Here is a 14,656-nt window from a genome sequence, read left to right on the forward strand (position 1 = left end):
TGGGGGGGGGGGGTGGGGGGCGCGCGCCCGGGCGGGGCGGGGCGGCGCCGCGGGCCCGCGCAGGCCTCCGCACCCGCGGGGGGGGGGCCGCCGCACTTCCCGCGGCGGCCCCGCCCCGGCGCTCCCCGCTCCCCCGCACCGCGATCCCTCCTCGCACCGCACCGCTCCGCACGGAACAGGAAAGACCCTTGGCATCCCTCCTCCGCTCCCGGCCCCGGCTCCTGACCGCGGCCGCCCTCGTCCTCGGCGCCTCGCTCGCGCTGTCGGCCTGCTCCTCCTCCGGGGACGGCGGCAGCGAGGGCGCGGCCAAGGTGGTGCGGCCCGCGTCCACCAGCAAGTACCAGGGGACGGTGCTGAACAAGCACTTCGACAAGCCGGACCTGGTGCTGGACGACACCTCCGGGCAGCCGTACGACCTGCGGGCGCGGACCGCCGGGCGGACCGTGCTGCTGTTCTTCGGGTACACCAGCTGCCCGGACGTCTGCCCGACCACGATGGGCGACATCGGGGTGGCGATGTCGAAGCTGACGGCGGAGCAGCGGCAGAAGCTCGACATCGTGTTCGTCTCCACCGACCCGCAGCGGGACACCCCGCAGGTGCTGCGGACCTGGCTGGACTCGATGGGCAAGGACTTCGTCGGGCTGACCGGCGACCTGGCGAAGGTGAAGGCCGCCGCGAAGCCGCTGGGCATCCTGGTGGAGGACCCGGTGGTGGACGCGAAGGGCGCGGTGACCTCCACGCACGGCGCGCAGGTGCTGGCGTTCCTGCCCGCGGACGACAAGGCGCACCTGCTGTACATGTCCGGCACCGCGACCGGCGTCTACCAGCACGACCTGGCGCTGCTGGCGGACGGGGTGGCGGTGTGAGCCGGTCCTTCCGCCGCACCGCGCTGGCCGGGGCCGGGGTGGCGGCGCTGCTGGCGGCGGGCGCCGGGGTGGTGGCGTACCGGTCCGTGGACGGCGCGGGCGCGCCCCGGCTGACCGTGGCCGACCCGTACATACCGCTGCCCGCGACGCCCGGCGGGATGGGGGCGGGCTACCTGACGGTCCGCAACGAGGGCGGCGCGGACCGGCTGGTGGGGGTGAGCAGCCCGGCCGCCGGGTCGGTGACGCTGCACCGCTCGACCGAGACCACGATGGAGGCGGTCGGCGCGATGGAGGTGCCGGCCAACGGCGTGCTGGACCTGGCCCGGGGCGGCGCCCACCTGATGATCATGGACTGGGCGAAGCAGCCCGCGCTCGGCGACGAGCTGGAGCTGGACCTGCAGTTCGCCAAGGCGGGCAAGGTCGTGGTCAAGGTCCCGGTGAAGCCGCTGACGTACCGTCCGGGGAGCTGATCGGCGATGGCGACGAGGAGAGGCAGGCACGTGGTGACGGTGGCGAGGCGGCGGCTCGGGGCGCTGCTGGCGGTGCTGGTGGCGGCGTTCGGACTGGTGCTCGGCGGGGCGACGGCGGCGTCCGCGCACGCCACCCTGGAGGGCACCGACCCGGCGCAGGGATCGGTGGTGGCGACCGCCCCCGCCGCGGTGACGCTGACCTTCAGCGAGGGCGTGTCGCTGGCCGCGGACTCGGTCCGGGTGCTCGACCCGCAGGGCAACGCCGTCGACGACGGCCGGCCCGAGCACGTCGACGGCCGGTCCTCGACCGCCCGGGTGGCGCTCCGTCAGGGCATCGCCAACGGCACCTACACGGTGGCCTGGCGGGCCGTCTCCGAGGACTCGCACCCGATCGGCGGCGCGTTCACCTTCTCCGTCGGCGCCCCGTCCGACACCTCGGTGAACGCCGCGGCCGTGCAGGGCGCCAAGGCCGACAGCACGGTGGCCTTCGCCTACGGCACCGCCCGGACCGTCGCCTACGGGGCGTTCGCGCTGCTGGTCGGCGCCGCCGCGTTCGTGATCGTGGTCTGGCCCGGCGGGGCGGCCGTCCGGAGCGTGCAGCGGCTGCTGATGACCGGCTGGATCGCGCTGCTGGTCTCCACCGTCGCCGTGCTGATGCTGCGCGGCCCCTACGAGCGCGGCACCGGCATCGGGCAGGCCCTCGACCTGTCGCTGGTGCGCGCCACCCTGGACGAGCGGATCGGCACCGCGCTCGCCGCCCGCCTGCTGCTGCTCGCCGCCGCCGGCGTGTTCCTCTCGCTGCTGGTCGGCCAGCTCGGCCTGCAGCCGAAGCCCGCCGGGCCGCCGGAGCCCGCGCCGGACGAGGCACTGGACGGGCCGCTGGACGAGGAGGCCGAGGAGGAGGCCGAACTGCGGCGCCTGGAACGGGCGGTGGCCGAGCGGCCGCAGCGCGACACCCGGCTCGGCCTCGGCCTGGCCGGGCTCGCCCTGGCGCTCGCGCTGTCCGCGACCTGGGTCGGCGCCGACCACTCCTCGGTCGGCATCCAGGTCGGCCTGGCGCTGCCGCTGGCCGCGCTGCACCTGCTCGCGATGGCGGGCTGGCTCGGCGGCCTGGCCGTCCTGGTGGCCGGCCTGCGGCACGGCCTGCCCGCCGCCGCCGTCGACCGCTTCTCCCGGCTGGCGTTCTGGCTGGTCGCCGTCCTGGTCGTGACGGGCGTCTACCAGTCCTGGCGCGGCCTCGGCTCCTGGGGCGCGCTGATCGACACCGAGTACGGGCGGCTGCTGCTGATCAAGACCGGCGCGGTGGTGGCGATGCTCGGCGTGGCCTGGATCTCCCGGGCCTGGACGGCCCGGCTGCGCACCGCCGGCGAGCCGGACGACGCGTCCGCCGTCGCCGACGGACCGGCGGAGCCGGCGGACGGGGCGGCCGACCCGGAGCGCGCCGCCCAGCTCGCCCGCCAGCGCGCGGTGCGGGACCGGGAGCGGGAGCGGCAGGCCGCCGAGGGCTCGCCCGCCCGGGCCGGGCTGCGCCGCAGCGTGGCGGTGGAGAGCGCGGTCGCGGTGGTGGTGCTGGTGGTCACCACGATGCTCACCAACTCTCCGCCCGGACGCGTCGCGCAGGCGGTCGCCGCGCAGCCCGGCGCGACCGGCGCGCCCGCGGCGGGGGCCAGCGCGGTGCCCGGGAAGACCCAGGAACTGACCCTGAAGTACGACACCGGCGGCCGCACCCCGAACGCCAAGGGCACCGCCGTGGTGACGGTCAACCCGGTCGGCACCGGCCCCAACGCGGTCACCCTGAAGCTGACCGACAGCACCGGGGGGCCCACCGACGTCCCCGAGCTGCAACTCGCCTTCACCCTCCCCGACCGGGACCTCGGCCCGCTGCCCGTCACCCTGCAGGCCCAGGGCACCGGCAGCTGGAGCGGCACCGCGCAGCTGCCGCTGGCCGGGGTGTGGGTGGTGTCGGTGACCGTCCGCTCCTCCGACATCGACCAGGTGACGGCCACTCAGCAGCTGAAGGTCGGCGTCCAGTGAGCGGCCCGGCGACGGAGCCGGAACGCGCGGAGCGGGAGGACGGGGGAACCGGCCCGGCGGGCGGGCGGAGCGGTGCCGCGGCCGGGGCGGGCCCCGGCGGGGTGTCGCGGCGGGCGGTGCTGGGTGGGGCCGGGGTCGGGTTGGCGGTCGGGGCGGCCGGCGGGGTGTGGGGCGGGCGGGCCTCGGCGCGGGTGTCCGATGCCGTCGGCGGGGGGCTGGGGGCGGCCCGGGTGCCGTTCCACGGGGTCCGGCAGGGCGGGATCGTGGAGCCCGCGCAGGCCAGGGTCGAGTGGGTGGCGTTCGACCTGCTGGGCAGCACCGCCCGGCCGGGGCTGGTCACCCTGCTGCGCGGCTGGTCCGCGGCGGCCGCCCGGATGGCCGCCGGGGAGCCCGCGGCCGAGGGCGAGAACCAGATCGCGCTGGACGCCGGGCCCAGCTCGCTGACCGTCACCTTCGGCTTCGGCGCCTCGCTGTTCGCCAAGGCCGGGCTGGCGGACCGGCGCCCGGAGGCGCTGGCCGCGCTGCCCGCCTTCCCCGGCGACGTCCTCGACCCGGCCCGTTCGGACGGCGACCTGTGGGTGCAGATCGGCGCCGACGACGCCCTGGTCGCGGTGCACGCGCTGCGAGTGCTGGCCCGGCTCGCCACCGGGCTGGCCGCGCCGCGCTGGCAGATGTCGGGCTTCGCCCGCACCCCGGGCGCGACGGCGCGCCCGGCGACCGGCCGCAACCTGATGGGCCAGGTCGACGGCACCAACAACCCGCGCCCCGCCGACCCGGACTTCGCGGCCAGGGTGTTCGCCACCGGCCCGGACTGGATGGCGGGCGGCAGCTACGCGGTGCTGCGCCGGATCAGGATGCTGCTGGAGGGCTGGGACACCCTGCCGACGGACCGTCAGGAACGGGTGATCGGGCGGCGCAAGAGCGACGGCGCCCCGCTCTCCGGCGGCCCGGACGCGACCGAGCGCACCCCCGTCGACCTGGCCGCGACCCGGGCCGACGGCACCCTGGCGATCGGCCCGGACGCGCACGTCCGGTTGGCCGCGCCGGACTCCAACGGCGGGGCGGCGATGCTGCGCCGCGGCTTCTCCTTCCAGGACGGGCTGCTGCCGGACGGCTCCCCCGACGCGGGGCTGCTGTTCGCGGCGTTCCAGGCCGACCCGGCGCGCGGCTTCGTGCCCGTCCAGCAGCGGCTGGCCCGCGGCGACGGCCTCTCCCGGTACCTGCGGCACGAGGCGTCCGCGCTGTTCGCGGTGCCGCCGGGGGCGCCCGAGGGCGGGTACGTGGGGCAGCCGCTGCTGGAGGGCTGAGGGCCCGTACCACAGGCGGTGCGTCAAATGCCCGCAGAGCGGGACGGCGCCCGGCGGGGCGGCGGAAGTGGCTATGGTGACGTGGTCGGGCGGGGCACCGCCCGGCGTGCGTTCTCGCTGTCGGTTGTTCGTTCGGAGGCGGTCATGTCGGCGACCCGTTACACCTACCTCGGGCCCGCGGGCACCTTCACGGAGGCGGCGCTGCGCACCCTGCCGGAGGCGGCGACCCGGGAGCTGACCCCGGTGGCCTCGGTGTCGGCGGCGCTGGACGCGGTGCGGGCCGGCGAGGCCGCGGGTGCGATGGTGGCGATCGAGAACTCGGTGGACGGCGCGGTCACCACCACCAGCGACGAGCTGGTCAACGGCAGCCCGCTGATGATCTACCGCGAGGTGCTGCTGCCGATCTCGTTCGCGGTGCTGGTCCGCCCGGGCACCGTGCTGTCCGAGGTGAAGACGGTGACGGGACACCCGGTGGCGCAGCCGCAGGTGCGGCACTGGCTGGCGGCGAACCTGCCGGACGCGCAGTGGGAGTCGGCGGCGTCCAACGCGGAGGGCGCCCGGCTGGTGCAGGACGGCCGCTACGACGCGGCGGTGGCGGGGGCGTTCGCCGCCGAGCTGTACGGGCTGGAGGTGCTGTCCGACGAGATCCACGACGCGGCGGCGCCGACCACCCGGTTCGTGCTGGCGGGCCGGCCGGGGCGGGTCTCCTCGGCGACCGGCTGGGACAAGACCTCGATGGTGGTGTGGCTGCCGGACGACCACCCGGGCGCGCTGCTGGAGCTGCTGCAGGAGTTCGCGGTGCGCGGCATCAACCTGATGCGGATCGAGTCGCGGCCGACCGGCGAGGGCATGGGGAACTACTGCTTCCTGATCGACTGCGAGGGGCACCTGAGCGAGCGGCGGGTCGGCGAGGCGCTGATGGGCCTGCGGCGGATCTGCCCGCAGGTGCGTTTCCTGGGCTCCTATCCGCGGGCCGACCGGGGTCCGGCTTTCCCGGTCCGGCAGGGCACTTCGGACCTGGATTTCGCGAACGCCGCGGACTGGCTGTCGCGCTGCCTGGACGGCCGCGGAGAACTCTGAGGCCCTGCGCTCGGAAGGCCCTGTACTCCGCACTCCGGGTGTTGAGGCACTCCGGGCGTTGAGCACTTCGGCGCCGTTCGTCGCAAGAGGGCGATTCGAGCCGGGGCGGGGCCGGGCCCGGTCCCGCCCCGTTCATGTCCGACACGCCGGGCCGTCACCTGCCCGGCCGACGGGCGTTCACCGGGGGCCTGGGCGGGCGGTCGCGGCCCGTCCGGTTCATCCACAGGGGGAGGCGCGGCGTCCACAGGGCCGGTTGTCCCCAGATCGGGTCCGGTTATCCACAGGGCGCGGCCCGAGTCGACAAAACGGTAAAGACATCCCCAGTCCCGGTCAGATCATCAGCTAGGGGCATAGGGCGGACTAATCGCACCAGAGTCACCCTCGGTCCGACAAATCACCTGTCCGAGCGAGCCAATTCCCTCACTCGTGAGGCCGTATCGAGGTTTGAAACCCGGAATTGCCGGTTCGACGGCCGATGCGCCTTGGGTTTTCCCCTGTCCACAGGCTTTGCCGCGAACCTGTGGAAAACCGCCTCCCGGACGGGTTGTCCACCGGGGTTATCCACAGGACGGGGCGGGTTATCCCCAGGCTCCGGCGGCTTTCCCCCGGCCCCGCCGCCCCGGGCCCGGCACAGGATGCCAGAAATACGGACAGAAAGTGACACACCTCCCCAATCCGGGGCAGCCCGCGGCAGTGGCCGGTTCCGGGCCCCCGGCGGGCCCGTCGGGGGCCCGGAGCGGCACCCCGCCACCGGTAGGCTGGAGCCCGTGATCGACCTTCGCCTGCTCCGTGACGACCCCGACCGAGTGCGTGCCTCGCAGCGCTCCCGTGGTGAGGACGTCGACCTGGTCGACGCCCTGCTCTCCGCCGACGAACGCCGCCGCGCGGCCGGAACCCGCTTCGACGAGCTCCGCAGCGAGCAGAAGCAGCTCGGCAGGCTGGTGGCCGCCGCCAAGGGCGAGGAGAAGGCCGCGCTGCTGGCCCGCACCAAGGAGCTGGCCGCCGAGGTGAAGGCCGCCGACGCCGCGCAGGGCGAGGCGAAGGAGGAGGCCGAGCGGCTGCAGCGCGCGCTCGCCAACCTGATCGACCCGGCCGCCCCCGTCGGCGGCGAGGAGGACTTCGTCACGCTGGAGGAGATCGGCACCCCGCGCGACTTCGCCGCCGAGGGCTTCGAGCCCCGCGACCACGTCGAGCTGGGCCGGCTGCTCGGCGCGATCGACACCGAGCGCGGCGCCAAGGTGGCCGGGGCCCGCTCCTACTACCTGACCGGGCCCGGCGCACTGCTCGAACTCGCCCTGGTCAACATGGCGATGGCGCAGGCCACCGCGGCCGGCTTCACCCCGATGATCACCCCGGCGCTGGTCCGCCCCGCCGCGATGGACGGCACCGGCTTCCTCGGCCAGGCCGCCGAGAACGTGTACTACCTGGAGGACGACGACCGGTACCTGGTCGGTACCAGCGAAGTCCCGCTCGCCGCCTACCACATGGACGAGATCCTGGACGCCGAGCGGCTGCCGCTGCGGTACGCCGGCTTCTCCTCCTGCTTCCGCCGCGAGGCCGGCACCTACGGCAAGGACACCCGCGGCATCATCCGGGTGCACCAGTTCGAGAAGGTGGAGATGTTCGTCTTCACCACCCCGGAGGACGCCGAGGCCGAGCACCGCCGGCTGCTCCAGTGGGAGAAGGACTTCCTGAACGCCCTCGAACTCCCCTACCGGGTGATCGACGTCGCCTCCGGCGACCTCGGGGCGTCCGCCGCCCGCAAGTTCGACATCGAGGCCTGGGTGCCCACCCAGGGCAAGTACCGCGAGGTGACCTCCACCTCCAACACCACCGAGTACCAGGCCCGCCGGCTCTCCATCCGGATGCGCGAGGCGGACGGCGTCCGCCCGCTCGCCACCCTCAACGGCACCCTGGTCGCCGTTCCCCGGGTCATCGTCGCGCTGCTGGAGAACCACCAGCGGGCCGACGGCTCGGTGGTCCTCCCCGAGGCCCTGCGGCCCTTCCTGGGCGGGAAGGCCGTCCTGGAGCCCGTCACCGAGTGACCTCCCCTCCCGCCGACTTGGAGCACTTCCGCGCATGAGCACCGACGCCCTGCCCTACCGGCTGGTCGCCACCGACCTGGACGGGACGCTGCTCACCAGCGCCGACACCGTCTCCACCCGGACGCTCGACGCCCTGGCCGCGGTCACCGCGCGCGGGGCGCAGCACATCATCGTCACCGGCCGGTCCGCGGGCTGGACCCGGCCGGTGCTCGACCGGATCGGCTACACCGGGATCGCGGTCTGCGGGCAGGGCGCCCAGGTCTACGACGCGGGCGCGCACAAGCTGCTGACCTCGGTCACCCTGGACCGGCAGCTCGCCGCGCTCGCGCTGGCCAAGATCGAGGCCGAGACCGGGCCGCTCGCGGTGGCCGCCAACCGGGACGGCCTGGACGGCGAGGTGCTGGCCGGGCCCGGCTACGCGCTGCACACCACGGGCGCCGGCCTGCCGCTGCGCGCGGCCGCCCCGGAGGAACTGCTGGCCGCCCCCGTCGGCAAGCTGTACATCCAGCACCCGGAGCTGACGGACGACCGGCTCGCCGAGACCGCCGAGGCGGTGGCCGGTCAGCTGGTCGGCGTGGTGATGGCGGGCCCGGGCATCGTCGAACTGCTGCCGCTCGGCCTGACCAAGGCCACCGGCCTGTCCATCGCGGCCCGCCGGCTGGGCGCCACCGCGGCCGGGACGATCGCCTTCGGCGACATGCCCAACGACATCCCGATGTTCCGCTGGGCCGGCCACGGCGTCGCGATGGGCAACGCGCACGAGCACCTGCTCGCGGTCGCCGACGAGGTGACGGCGAGTCACGACGAGGACGGCGTCGCGGTCGTCCTGGAGCGGGTCTTCGGCCTGGGCTGAGCACGGGCCGGGTACCCGGACGGCGGGGGCGCTCCCAGCGGTGGGGGCGCCCCCGCCGCCGTCGTGCGGGGCCGGGCGGCCCGGTCAGCCGTCGGCGCCGTAGCTGAGCTTGGAGCAGGGGTCGTCGTCGGCGGAGCGGGCGTCCTCGGCGACCTTGCTGGGGACGGGGCCCGGGTCGGTGGCGCCGCCGGTGGCGGGGGTGCCGGCGGTGGCGGCGTAGTCCTTGCCGAGGATCAGCGAGATGCCGGCGGCGGTGCCCGCCTCGACGGTGGCGCCGGGGAAGAGCGCGGCGACGGCCTGCGCGTTGGCCTTCTGGCCGGAGCCGTACTGGACCACCGTGGTGGCGTGGTTCTGGCTGGGGGCGTTGCCGACGGTGGTGACGGTGAAGTTGGCGCCCTTGAGGGTGGTGGCGGCCTTGGTGCCGAGCCCGCCGGTGGGGGTGCCGTTGTAGACGCCGACCTTGATGCCGGCGCCGTTGGCGGCCGGTGCGGCGGGGGCGCTGGCGGCCGGGGCCTCCGGGGTGGCGGCGGGGCTGGCGGCGGCGCCGCTGGCGTCCTTGCCGTCGAGGGTGCGGTCGGCCTTGAGGGAGGCCCAGAGCTGGTCGACCTCGGGGTGGTTGAGGCCGATCCGGTCGCCCTGGTAGTGCCAGGGGGTGGTGAGGAACTTGATGTTGTGCAGGTCGATGTCCTTGAGGGACATCGCCAGGTCGAGCAGTTTGTCGACGCCGGCCAGGTCGGGGTCGACGGTGAGCGACTTGGTGGCGGCGTCGGCGAGCGGCAGCAGCGTGGTGGGGTTCATGCCCTTGGCCTTGACCTGTTTGATCAGGGAGGACAGGAACGCCTGCTGGCGCTGCATCCGGCCGACGTCGGAGCCGTCGCCGATGCCGTGCCGCAGCCGGACGTAGTCCAGCGCGGACTGGCCCTTCACGTTCTGCAGGCCCTTGGGGTAGATCTCCTTGCCCTTGCGGGGGAGCTTGGGGTTGAGGTCGCGCTCGTAGATCGCGTTGGGCAGGCAGACCTCGACGCCGCCGACGGCCTCGGTCATCGAGGACAGGCCCTGGAAGTTGACCACGATGGTGTGGTCGACCCGCAGGTTGGTCATCGCCTCGACGGTGTTCTGGGTGCAGGCGGGGTTGCCCTTCTCGCTGTTGCCGACCGAGAAGGCGCTGTTGAACATGACGTTGGTCTGCGGCTTGGTCCAACTCTTGTTCGGCAGCATGCACTTGGGGATGTTGACCAGTGCGTCGCGGGGGAACGAGACGCCGACGGCGTTCTTGTGGTCGGCGTAGACGTGCAACAGGATCGTGGTGTCGGAGCGGGCGCCGCCCTCGTCGCCGCCGCCGAGGTCCTTGTTGGCGCCCTCGCGCGAGTCGGAGCCGATCAGCAGGATGTTCATCGGGCGGCGGCCGGCGGCGTCGGCCTCGGCGGCCGCCGGGCGGTCCGCGCTGACGCCGTCCCCGTCGAAGGAGTCGATGTTGGCGTTCAGCCGCCAGTAGAAGTAGCCGCCGGTGCCGAGGACGGCGAGGCTGGTGCCGACCAGCGTCCAGATGACAATCCGCTTGGTGCGACGGGGCTTGCGGCGGCCCTGGGCGGCCCGGCGGGCGGCCCGGCCGCCGCCGGGGGGCTGCTCGGCGGACTCGGTCTCCGCGGGGGCGCCCGGGCGGCCCTGGCCGGCCCGGCGGGCCTCGGCGCGGCCGCCGTTGCGGACCGGGGTGGCGGCCGAGGTGGCCGCCCGGCGGGGCGTCGTGGCGTCGTGGGCGCCGGAGCGGCGGCGCGGGATGCCGGGCGCCGCGTCGTCCCGGTAGGGGGCGTCCTGCTCGTAGCCGCCGCCCTGCGGAGGGAGGTTCTCCCACCAGCCGGCGTCCGAGTCCGACGCCCCCGCCCTCTGGCCTGTCATTCCTGCACCCTTCACCGGAGGCGGCCCTCGGGCGCCTCTGCCACCGCTCCGTCTGCTGGGCGGACGGATGAAGCCGGAGAGCGGAGCATATAAAGGGATCATGTCCGAGTCACTGCCCGGGGCACCACTCCGAGCACTGGAACGCCGTATGCGGATGGCCGGTTCCCGATTCGGCGTGTGAGCCTCACCGCTCCCGACTTCCAGTTGTAGGACGACCGGGCAACTGGTTGTAGGATGACTCGGGTCGGATCGGTGGGCGCGGTGGAAGGGGCTCGGCGTGGAGGGGTTGCAGGCAGCCGGGCGGCGTTCGCTGGTGGACGAGGCGATCGAGCAGTTGCGGGAGCAGTTGGCGGGCGGGGCGTGGCCGGTGGGGGCGCGGATTCCGACCGAGCACGAGCTGGCGGAGCGACTGCGGGTGGGGCGCAACACGGTGCGGGAGGCGATCCGGGTGCTGGTGCACGCGGGGATGCTGGTCTCCCGGCAGGGGGAGGGGACGTTCGTCCGCTCGACCAGCGACCCGGCGGCGGTGCTGCGCGGGGTGCAGCGTTCGGGGGTGCGGGACGTGCTGGAGGTGCGGGCCGCGCTGGAGACCGAGGCGGCCCGGCTGGCCGCCGAGCGGCACACCCCCGAGGACCTGGCCCGGATGCGGGCCGCGCTGGCCCGGGAGGCCGAGGTGATGGCCGCGCACCCGGAGCGGACGGGCCGGGAGGCGACCGTCGAGCACGACCTGGAGTTCCACACCGCCGTGGTGGAGGCCGCGCACAATCCGGCGCTGACCGAGGTGTACCGGTACTTCGGGGCCTCGGTGCGGGAGTCGATGCGGACGGCGTTCGGCGACCAGGAGATGCCGGAGGTGGTGATCGCCACCCACGCCGCGCTGGTCGACGCGATCGAGAGCCGCGACCCGGAGCGGGCCGAGGCGGCCTGCCGGGCCCTGCTGGCGGAGCCGACGGCGGCCGTGGAGCAACTGCTCGCCGAGATCGCCGCGCGCAAGTAACGGCCCGCCGGCGCCCGTACTCCTTCACCCACTCCTCAGCACAGAGAGCCAGTTCTGCCATGTCCTCGGTCGTCCGCGCCGCCCGTCCCACCCTCGACCGAAAGGTCGGTACCCGAACCGCCGCCCGGTTCGCGCATCCCGCCGTGCTGCTGGTCGGCATCGTGCTGGTGGCGCTGAACATGCGGGCCTGCCTGGCCGCGGTGTCGCCGATGGTGGCGGAGATCCAGCGCAGCTTCGGCCTGTCCGCCGCGGCGGCCGGTCTGATCACCACGGTGCCGGTGCTGTTCCAGGGCGTGGGCGCGCCGCTGACGCCCCGGCTGACCCGGCGGTTCGGCGCCGAGCGGGTGGTGCTGGGCGCGGTGCTGCTGCTGGGCGCGGGCGTGCTGCTGCGGGTGCTGCCCTCGGTGCTGGCGCTGTACGCGGGCTGCGTGGTGATCGGCGTGGCGATCGCGGTGCTGAACGTGTCGATGCCGGGCCTGGTGAAGCGGGAGTTCCCGCACCGGGCGGCGGCGATGACGGGTGTCTACTCGACCACCATGCTGGTGGGCGCGACCCTGGCGGCGGGCCTGTCGGTGCCGCTGGAGCACGCGCTGGGCGGCGGCTGGCAGGCCTCGCTGGGCGCCTGGTCGCTGCTGGCGCTGGTGGCGGCGGTGGCCTGGCTGCCGCAGGTGCTGAAGGCCCGTCAGGAGCGGGTCGCGCCGGTGCGGACCGTCGCGGCGGCCCCGGCCCTGCCGCAGGCCCCGGGGGCGAGCCCGTGGAAGTCCGGGCTGGCCTGGCAGATCAGCGCGTTCATGGGCGTCTCCTCGCTGCTGGTGTACACCCTGGTGGCGTGGATGCCGCAGATCCTCGCGGACCACGGGATGCCGCGCGGCGAGGCGGGCCTGGTGTTCGCGTTCAGCAACCTGGTGCAGGTGGCCGGCGCGTTCCTGGTGCCGCTGGCGGCGGGCCGGATGACCCGGCAGCGCGGCCTGGCGGCGGGGATGGCGCTGCTGAACGCGGCCGGGATCGCCTGGCTGCTGCTGGCGCCGGTGTCCGGGGCCTGGTTCTCGGCGGCGGTGCTCGGCCTGGCGCAGGGCGGCTCGCTGGGCCTGGGCCTGGCGTTCATCGTGCTGCGCACCGACAGCGTGCTGGGCGCGGCCCGGCTGGGCGGGATGAGCCAGGCGGTGGGCTACCTGGTGGCGGCGGCCGGTCCGGTGGGCGCGGGCACGCTGCACCAGGTGACGGGCGGCTGGAACACCACGCTGCTGGTGATGCTGGTGCTGGCCGTGCTGGCGGCGGCGGCCGGCTGGGGCGCGGGCCGCGACCGGACGGTCTGAGGGAGCGGCGCCGGAGCACGGAACGCCGAACGGCGGAGGTGCGCGGAGCACCGGGCACGCCGGGCGGCGGAGGTGCGGCGAGGAACAGGACGGCGGGGACGGCCGAAGCCGTCCCCGCCGTTCCGCTGTCGCGGCCGCCGTCACTCCTCGCCGCTGAGGGTGAGCCCGGCGAGCTTGACCGAGGCGAGGGCGGTGGCGCCGGCCGCGACGATCGCCAGCAGCCAGACCGCGGTGGACAGCGCCACCGCGGGGATGACGGTGCCGTCGGCGGCGACCGCGTCGGTCACCGCGAGGCCCCACTGCTGGATCGACAGGGTGCGGGCGCCCTCGACGAAGTTGCCGATCAGGCTCTCCCAGATCAGCGCGTAGGCGAGGCCGGCGATCACCGCGTGCCGGGTGACCACGCCGAGCAGCAGGAACAGCGCGCTGTACGCGGCCCCGGCGACCAGGGTGCCGACGGCGTAGCCGAGCGCGACGTCGCCCTCGGTGCCGTAGATCAGCAGCCCGGCGATGTACGTCGGGACGGAGGCGAGCAGCCAGGTGGAGCCGATCGCGACCGCCAGCTTGGTGGTGACGATCTGCCAGCGCGGCAGCGGCTTGGCCAGCAGGTAGACGATGGAGCCGTCCTCGATCTCGGTGGCGATGACGCCGGTGCCGACGATCAGGCCGGTGAGCGGGACGAGGGTGCCCAGGGCGAGCTTGCCGAGGATGGTGTGCGCGAGGTCGAGCTTGTCGAGGTCGGTGTTGCGGGCGATCACGGAGATCGCCAGCAGGATGATCGGGACGGCGAGCAGGATCAGGACCCGTCGGCGGCCGAACAGGCCGCGCGCGGTGAGCCTGGCGACGGTGGTGTTCATCGGGTGCGGCCCTTCAGGACGAGACCAGGTACGAGAAGACGCTTTCCAGCGACTCGTCGGCCGGGGAGACGGTGTAGAGGCGGATGCCGGCCTCGCGGGCGACCTTCGGCAGCAGGGTGGTGAAGCCCTGGAAGTGGATCGCCTCGACGCGCAGCGCGTCCTCGCGGGTGTCGACCTCGATGCCCGCGGTGGAGCCGTCCGCGATCAGTGCCGCGGCGAGCCGCCGGTTGTCGCTGGAGCGCACCAGGTACTGGTGCGGGCGGTCGGTCATCAGGCGGCGGATCTCGCGGAAGTCGCCGGAGGCGGCGTGCCGGCCGGCCACCACCACCTCGATGTGGCGGGCGAGCTGCTCGACCTCCTCCAGGATGTGCGAGGAGAACAGCACGGTGCGGCCGTCGGCGCCGAACCGGCGCAGCAGTTCCATGAGGTGGAGGCGCTGGCGCGGGTCCATGCCGTTGAAGGGCTCGTCGAGGAGCAGCACGGCGGGGTCGTGGACCAGCGCGGAGGCCATCTTGACGCGCTGCTTCATGCCCTTGGAGTAGGTGCCGGTCTGCCGGTCCTGGGCGTACTCCATCTCGACCAGGGCGAGGGCGCGCTTGGCGGCGCCCGCCGGGTCGGCCAGGCCGTGCAGTTCGGCGTTGGCGAGGACGAACTCCCAGCCCGTCAGGTAGTCGTACATCGACTCCTTCTCGGGGACCAGGCCGATCTGCCGGTACACCTCCTGGTTGCGCCAGATCGGGGCGCCGTCGAGCTGGACCGCCCCGGAGGACGGGGCGAGGAAGCCGCTCATCATGTGGATGAGGGTGGACTTGCCGGCGCCGTTGGGGCCGAGCAGACCGGTGATGCCCGGTCCGATGGTCATCGTGACGTCGTTGACGGCGACCACGTTCCCGAACCAGCGGGAGACCTTGTCGATGGTGATGACGGCCATGGCT

The 14,656-nt window shown here is 74.6% G+C and carries 12 protein-coding genes; 9 read left to right on the forward strand and 3 right to left on the reverse strand.

Translation table 11 applies throughout. The features are described from left to right. The first annotated feature begins 188 nt into the window (after nucleotides 1–188). From ACIQBJ_RS09465 to ACIQBJ_RS09495, 7 genes are all read left to right on the forward strand, one after another. Entirely contained in the window at nucleotides 189–866 is a 678-nt protein-coding gene (locus ACIQBJ_RS09465; RefSeq protein ID WP_400706270.1) for an SCO family protein, read from the forward strand. After that, the gene (locus ACIQBJ_RS09470) at nucleotides 863–1,336 is read left to right on the forward strand and encodes a copper chaperone PCu(A)C (RefSeq protein ID WP_400706273.1); all 474 of its coding nucleotides are present in this window, start codon (nucleotides 863–865) and stop codon (nucleotides 1,334–1,336) included. The genes ACIQBJ_RS09465 and ACIQBJ_RS09470 overlap by 4 nt, the downstream gene beginning before the upstream one ends. A 6-nt stretch (nucleotides 1,337–1,342) precedes the next feature. Further along, entirely contained in the window at nucleotides 1,343–3,370 is a 2,028-nt protein-coding gene (locus ACIQBJ_RS09475; RefSeq protein ID WP_400706276.1) for a FixH family protein, read from the forward strand. Continuing rightward, a complete protein-coding gene (efeB, locus tag ACIQBJ_RS09480) occupies nucleotides 3,367–4,677 on the forward strand; it encodes an iron uptake transporter deferrochelatase/peroxidase subunit (RefSeq protein WP_400706279.1) in 1,311 nt (436 codons plus the stop codon). The genes ACIQBJ_RS09475 and efeB overlap by 4 nt, the downstream gene beginning before the upstream one ends. A gap of 144 nt (nucleotides 4,678–4,821) precedes the next feature. Beyond that, nucleotides 4,822–5,757 carry a prephenate dehydratase gene (pheA, locus tag ACIQBJ_RS09485; protein WP_400706282.1) on the forward strand — a complete coding sequence of 312 codons (936 nt, stop codon included), beginning with the start codon at nucleotides 4,822–4,824 and terminating at the stop codon, nucleotides 5,755–5,757. Between the two features lie 767 nt (nucleotides 5,758–6,524). Further along, the gene (gene serS / locus ACIQBJ_RS09490; RefSeq protein ID WP_400706285.1) at nucleotides 6,525–7,802 is read left to right on the forward strand and encodes a serine--tRNA ligase; all 1,278 of its coding nucleotides are present in this window, start codon (nucleotides 6,525–6,527) and stop codon (nucleotides 7,800–7,802) included. A 34-nt stretch (nucleotides 7,803–7,836) separates the two neighbouring features. Further along, nucleotides 7,837–8,655 carry an HAD family hydrolase gene (locus tag ACIQBJ_RS09495; protein ID WP_400706288.1) on the forward strand — a complete coding sequence of 273 codons (819 nt, stop codon included), beginning with the start codon at nucleotides 7,837–7,839 and terminating at the stop codon, nucleotides 8,653–8,655. 84 nt (nucleotides 8,656–8,739) lie between these two features. Here ACIQBJ_RS09495 and ACIQBJ_RS09500 read toward each other — a convergent pair whose 3' ends face one another. After that, nucleotides 8,740–10,551, reverse strand: coding sequence for an LCP family protein (locus ACIQBJ_RS09500; RefSeq protein ID WP_400706291.1), 1,812 nt, complete (start codon nucleotides 10,549–10,551; stop codon nucleotides 8,740–8,742). A 277-nt stretch (nucleotides 10,552–10,828) separates the two neighbouring features. On the opposite strand from ACIQBJ_RS09500, the gene ACIQBJ_RS09505 reads away from it, so the two are divergent. Both ACIQBJ_RS09505 and ACIQBJ_RS09510 read left to right on the forward strand, forming a co-directional pair. Next, nucleotides 10,829–11,548 (forward strand): FadR/GntR family transcriptional regulator, encoded by a 720-nt coding sequence (locus tag ACIQBJ_RS09505; RefSeq protein WP_400706294.1) that lies wholly within the window; start codon nucleotides 10,829–10,831, stop codon nucleotides 11,546–11,548. A 59-nt stretch (nucleotides 11,549–11,607) separates the two neighbouring features. Next, nucleotides 11,608–12,864, forward strand: a complete 1,257-nt coding sequence (locus ACIQBJ_RS09510) for a CynX/NimT family MFS transporter (protein ID WP_400706297.1) — start codon at nucleotides 11,608–11,610, stop codon at nucleotides 12,862–12,864. Between the two features lie 140 nt (nucleotides 12,865–13,004). Here the strand turns inward: ACIQBJ_RS09510 and ACIQBJ_RS09515 are convergent, their stop codons facing one another. Together ACIQBJ_RS09515 and ACIQBJ_RS09520 are read right to left on the reverse strand one after the other, a co-directional pair. After that, the gene (locus tag ACIQBJ_RS09515; protein WP_400706300.1) at nucleotides 13,005–13,721 is read right to left on the reverse strand and encodes an ABC transporter permease; all 717 of its coding nucleotides are present in this window, start codon (nucleotides 13,719–13,721) and stop codon (nucleotides 13,005–13,007) included. Nucleotides 13,722–13,734: 13 nt separating this feature from the next. Continuing rightward, entirely contained in the window at nucleotides 13,735–14,652 is a 918-nt protein-coding gene (locus ACIQBJ_RS09520) for an ABC transporter ATP-binding protein (protein ID WP_400706303.1), read from the reverse strand. Between the last annotated feature and the right edge of the window lie 4 nt (nucleotides 14,653–14,656).

Origin of the sequence: Kitasatospora sp. NPDC088391, assembly GCF_044753345.1 — a bacterium.
GTDB lineage: Bacteria > Actinomycetota > Actinomycetes > Streptomycetales > Streptomycetaceae > Kitasatospora.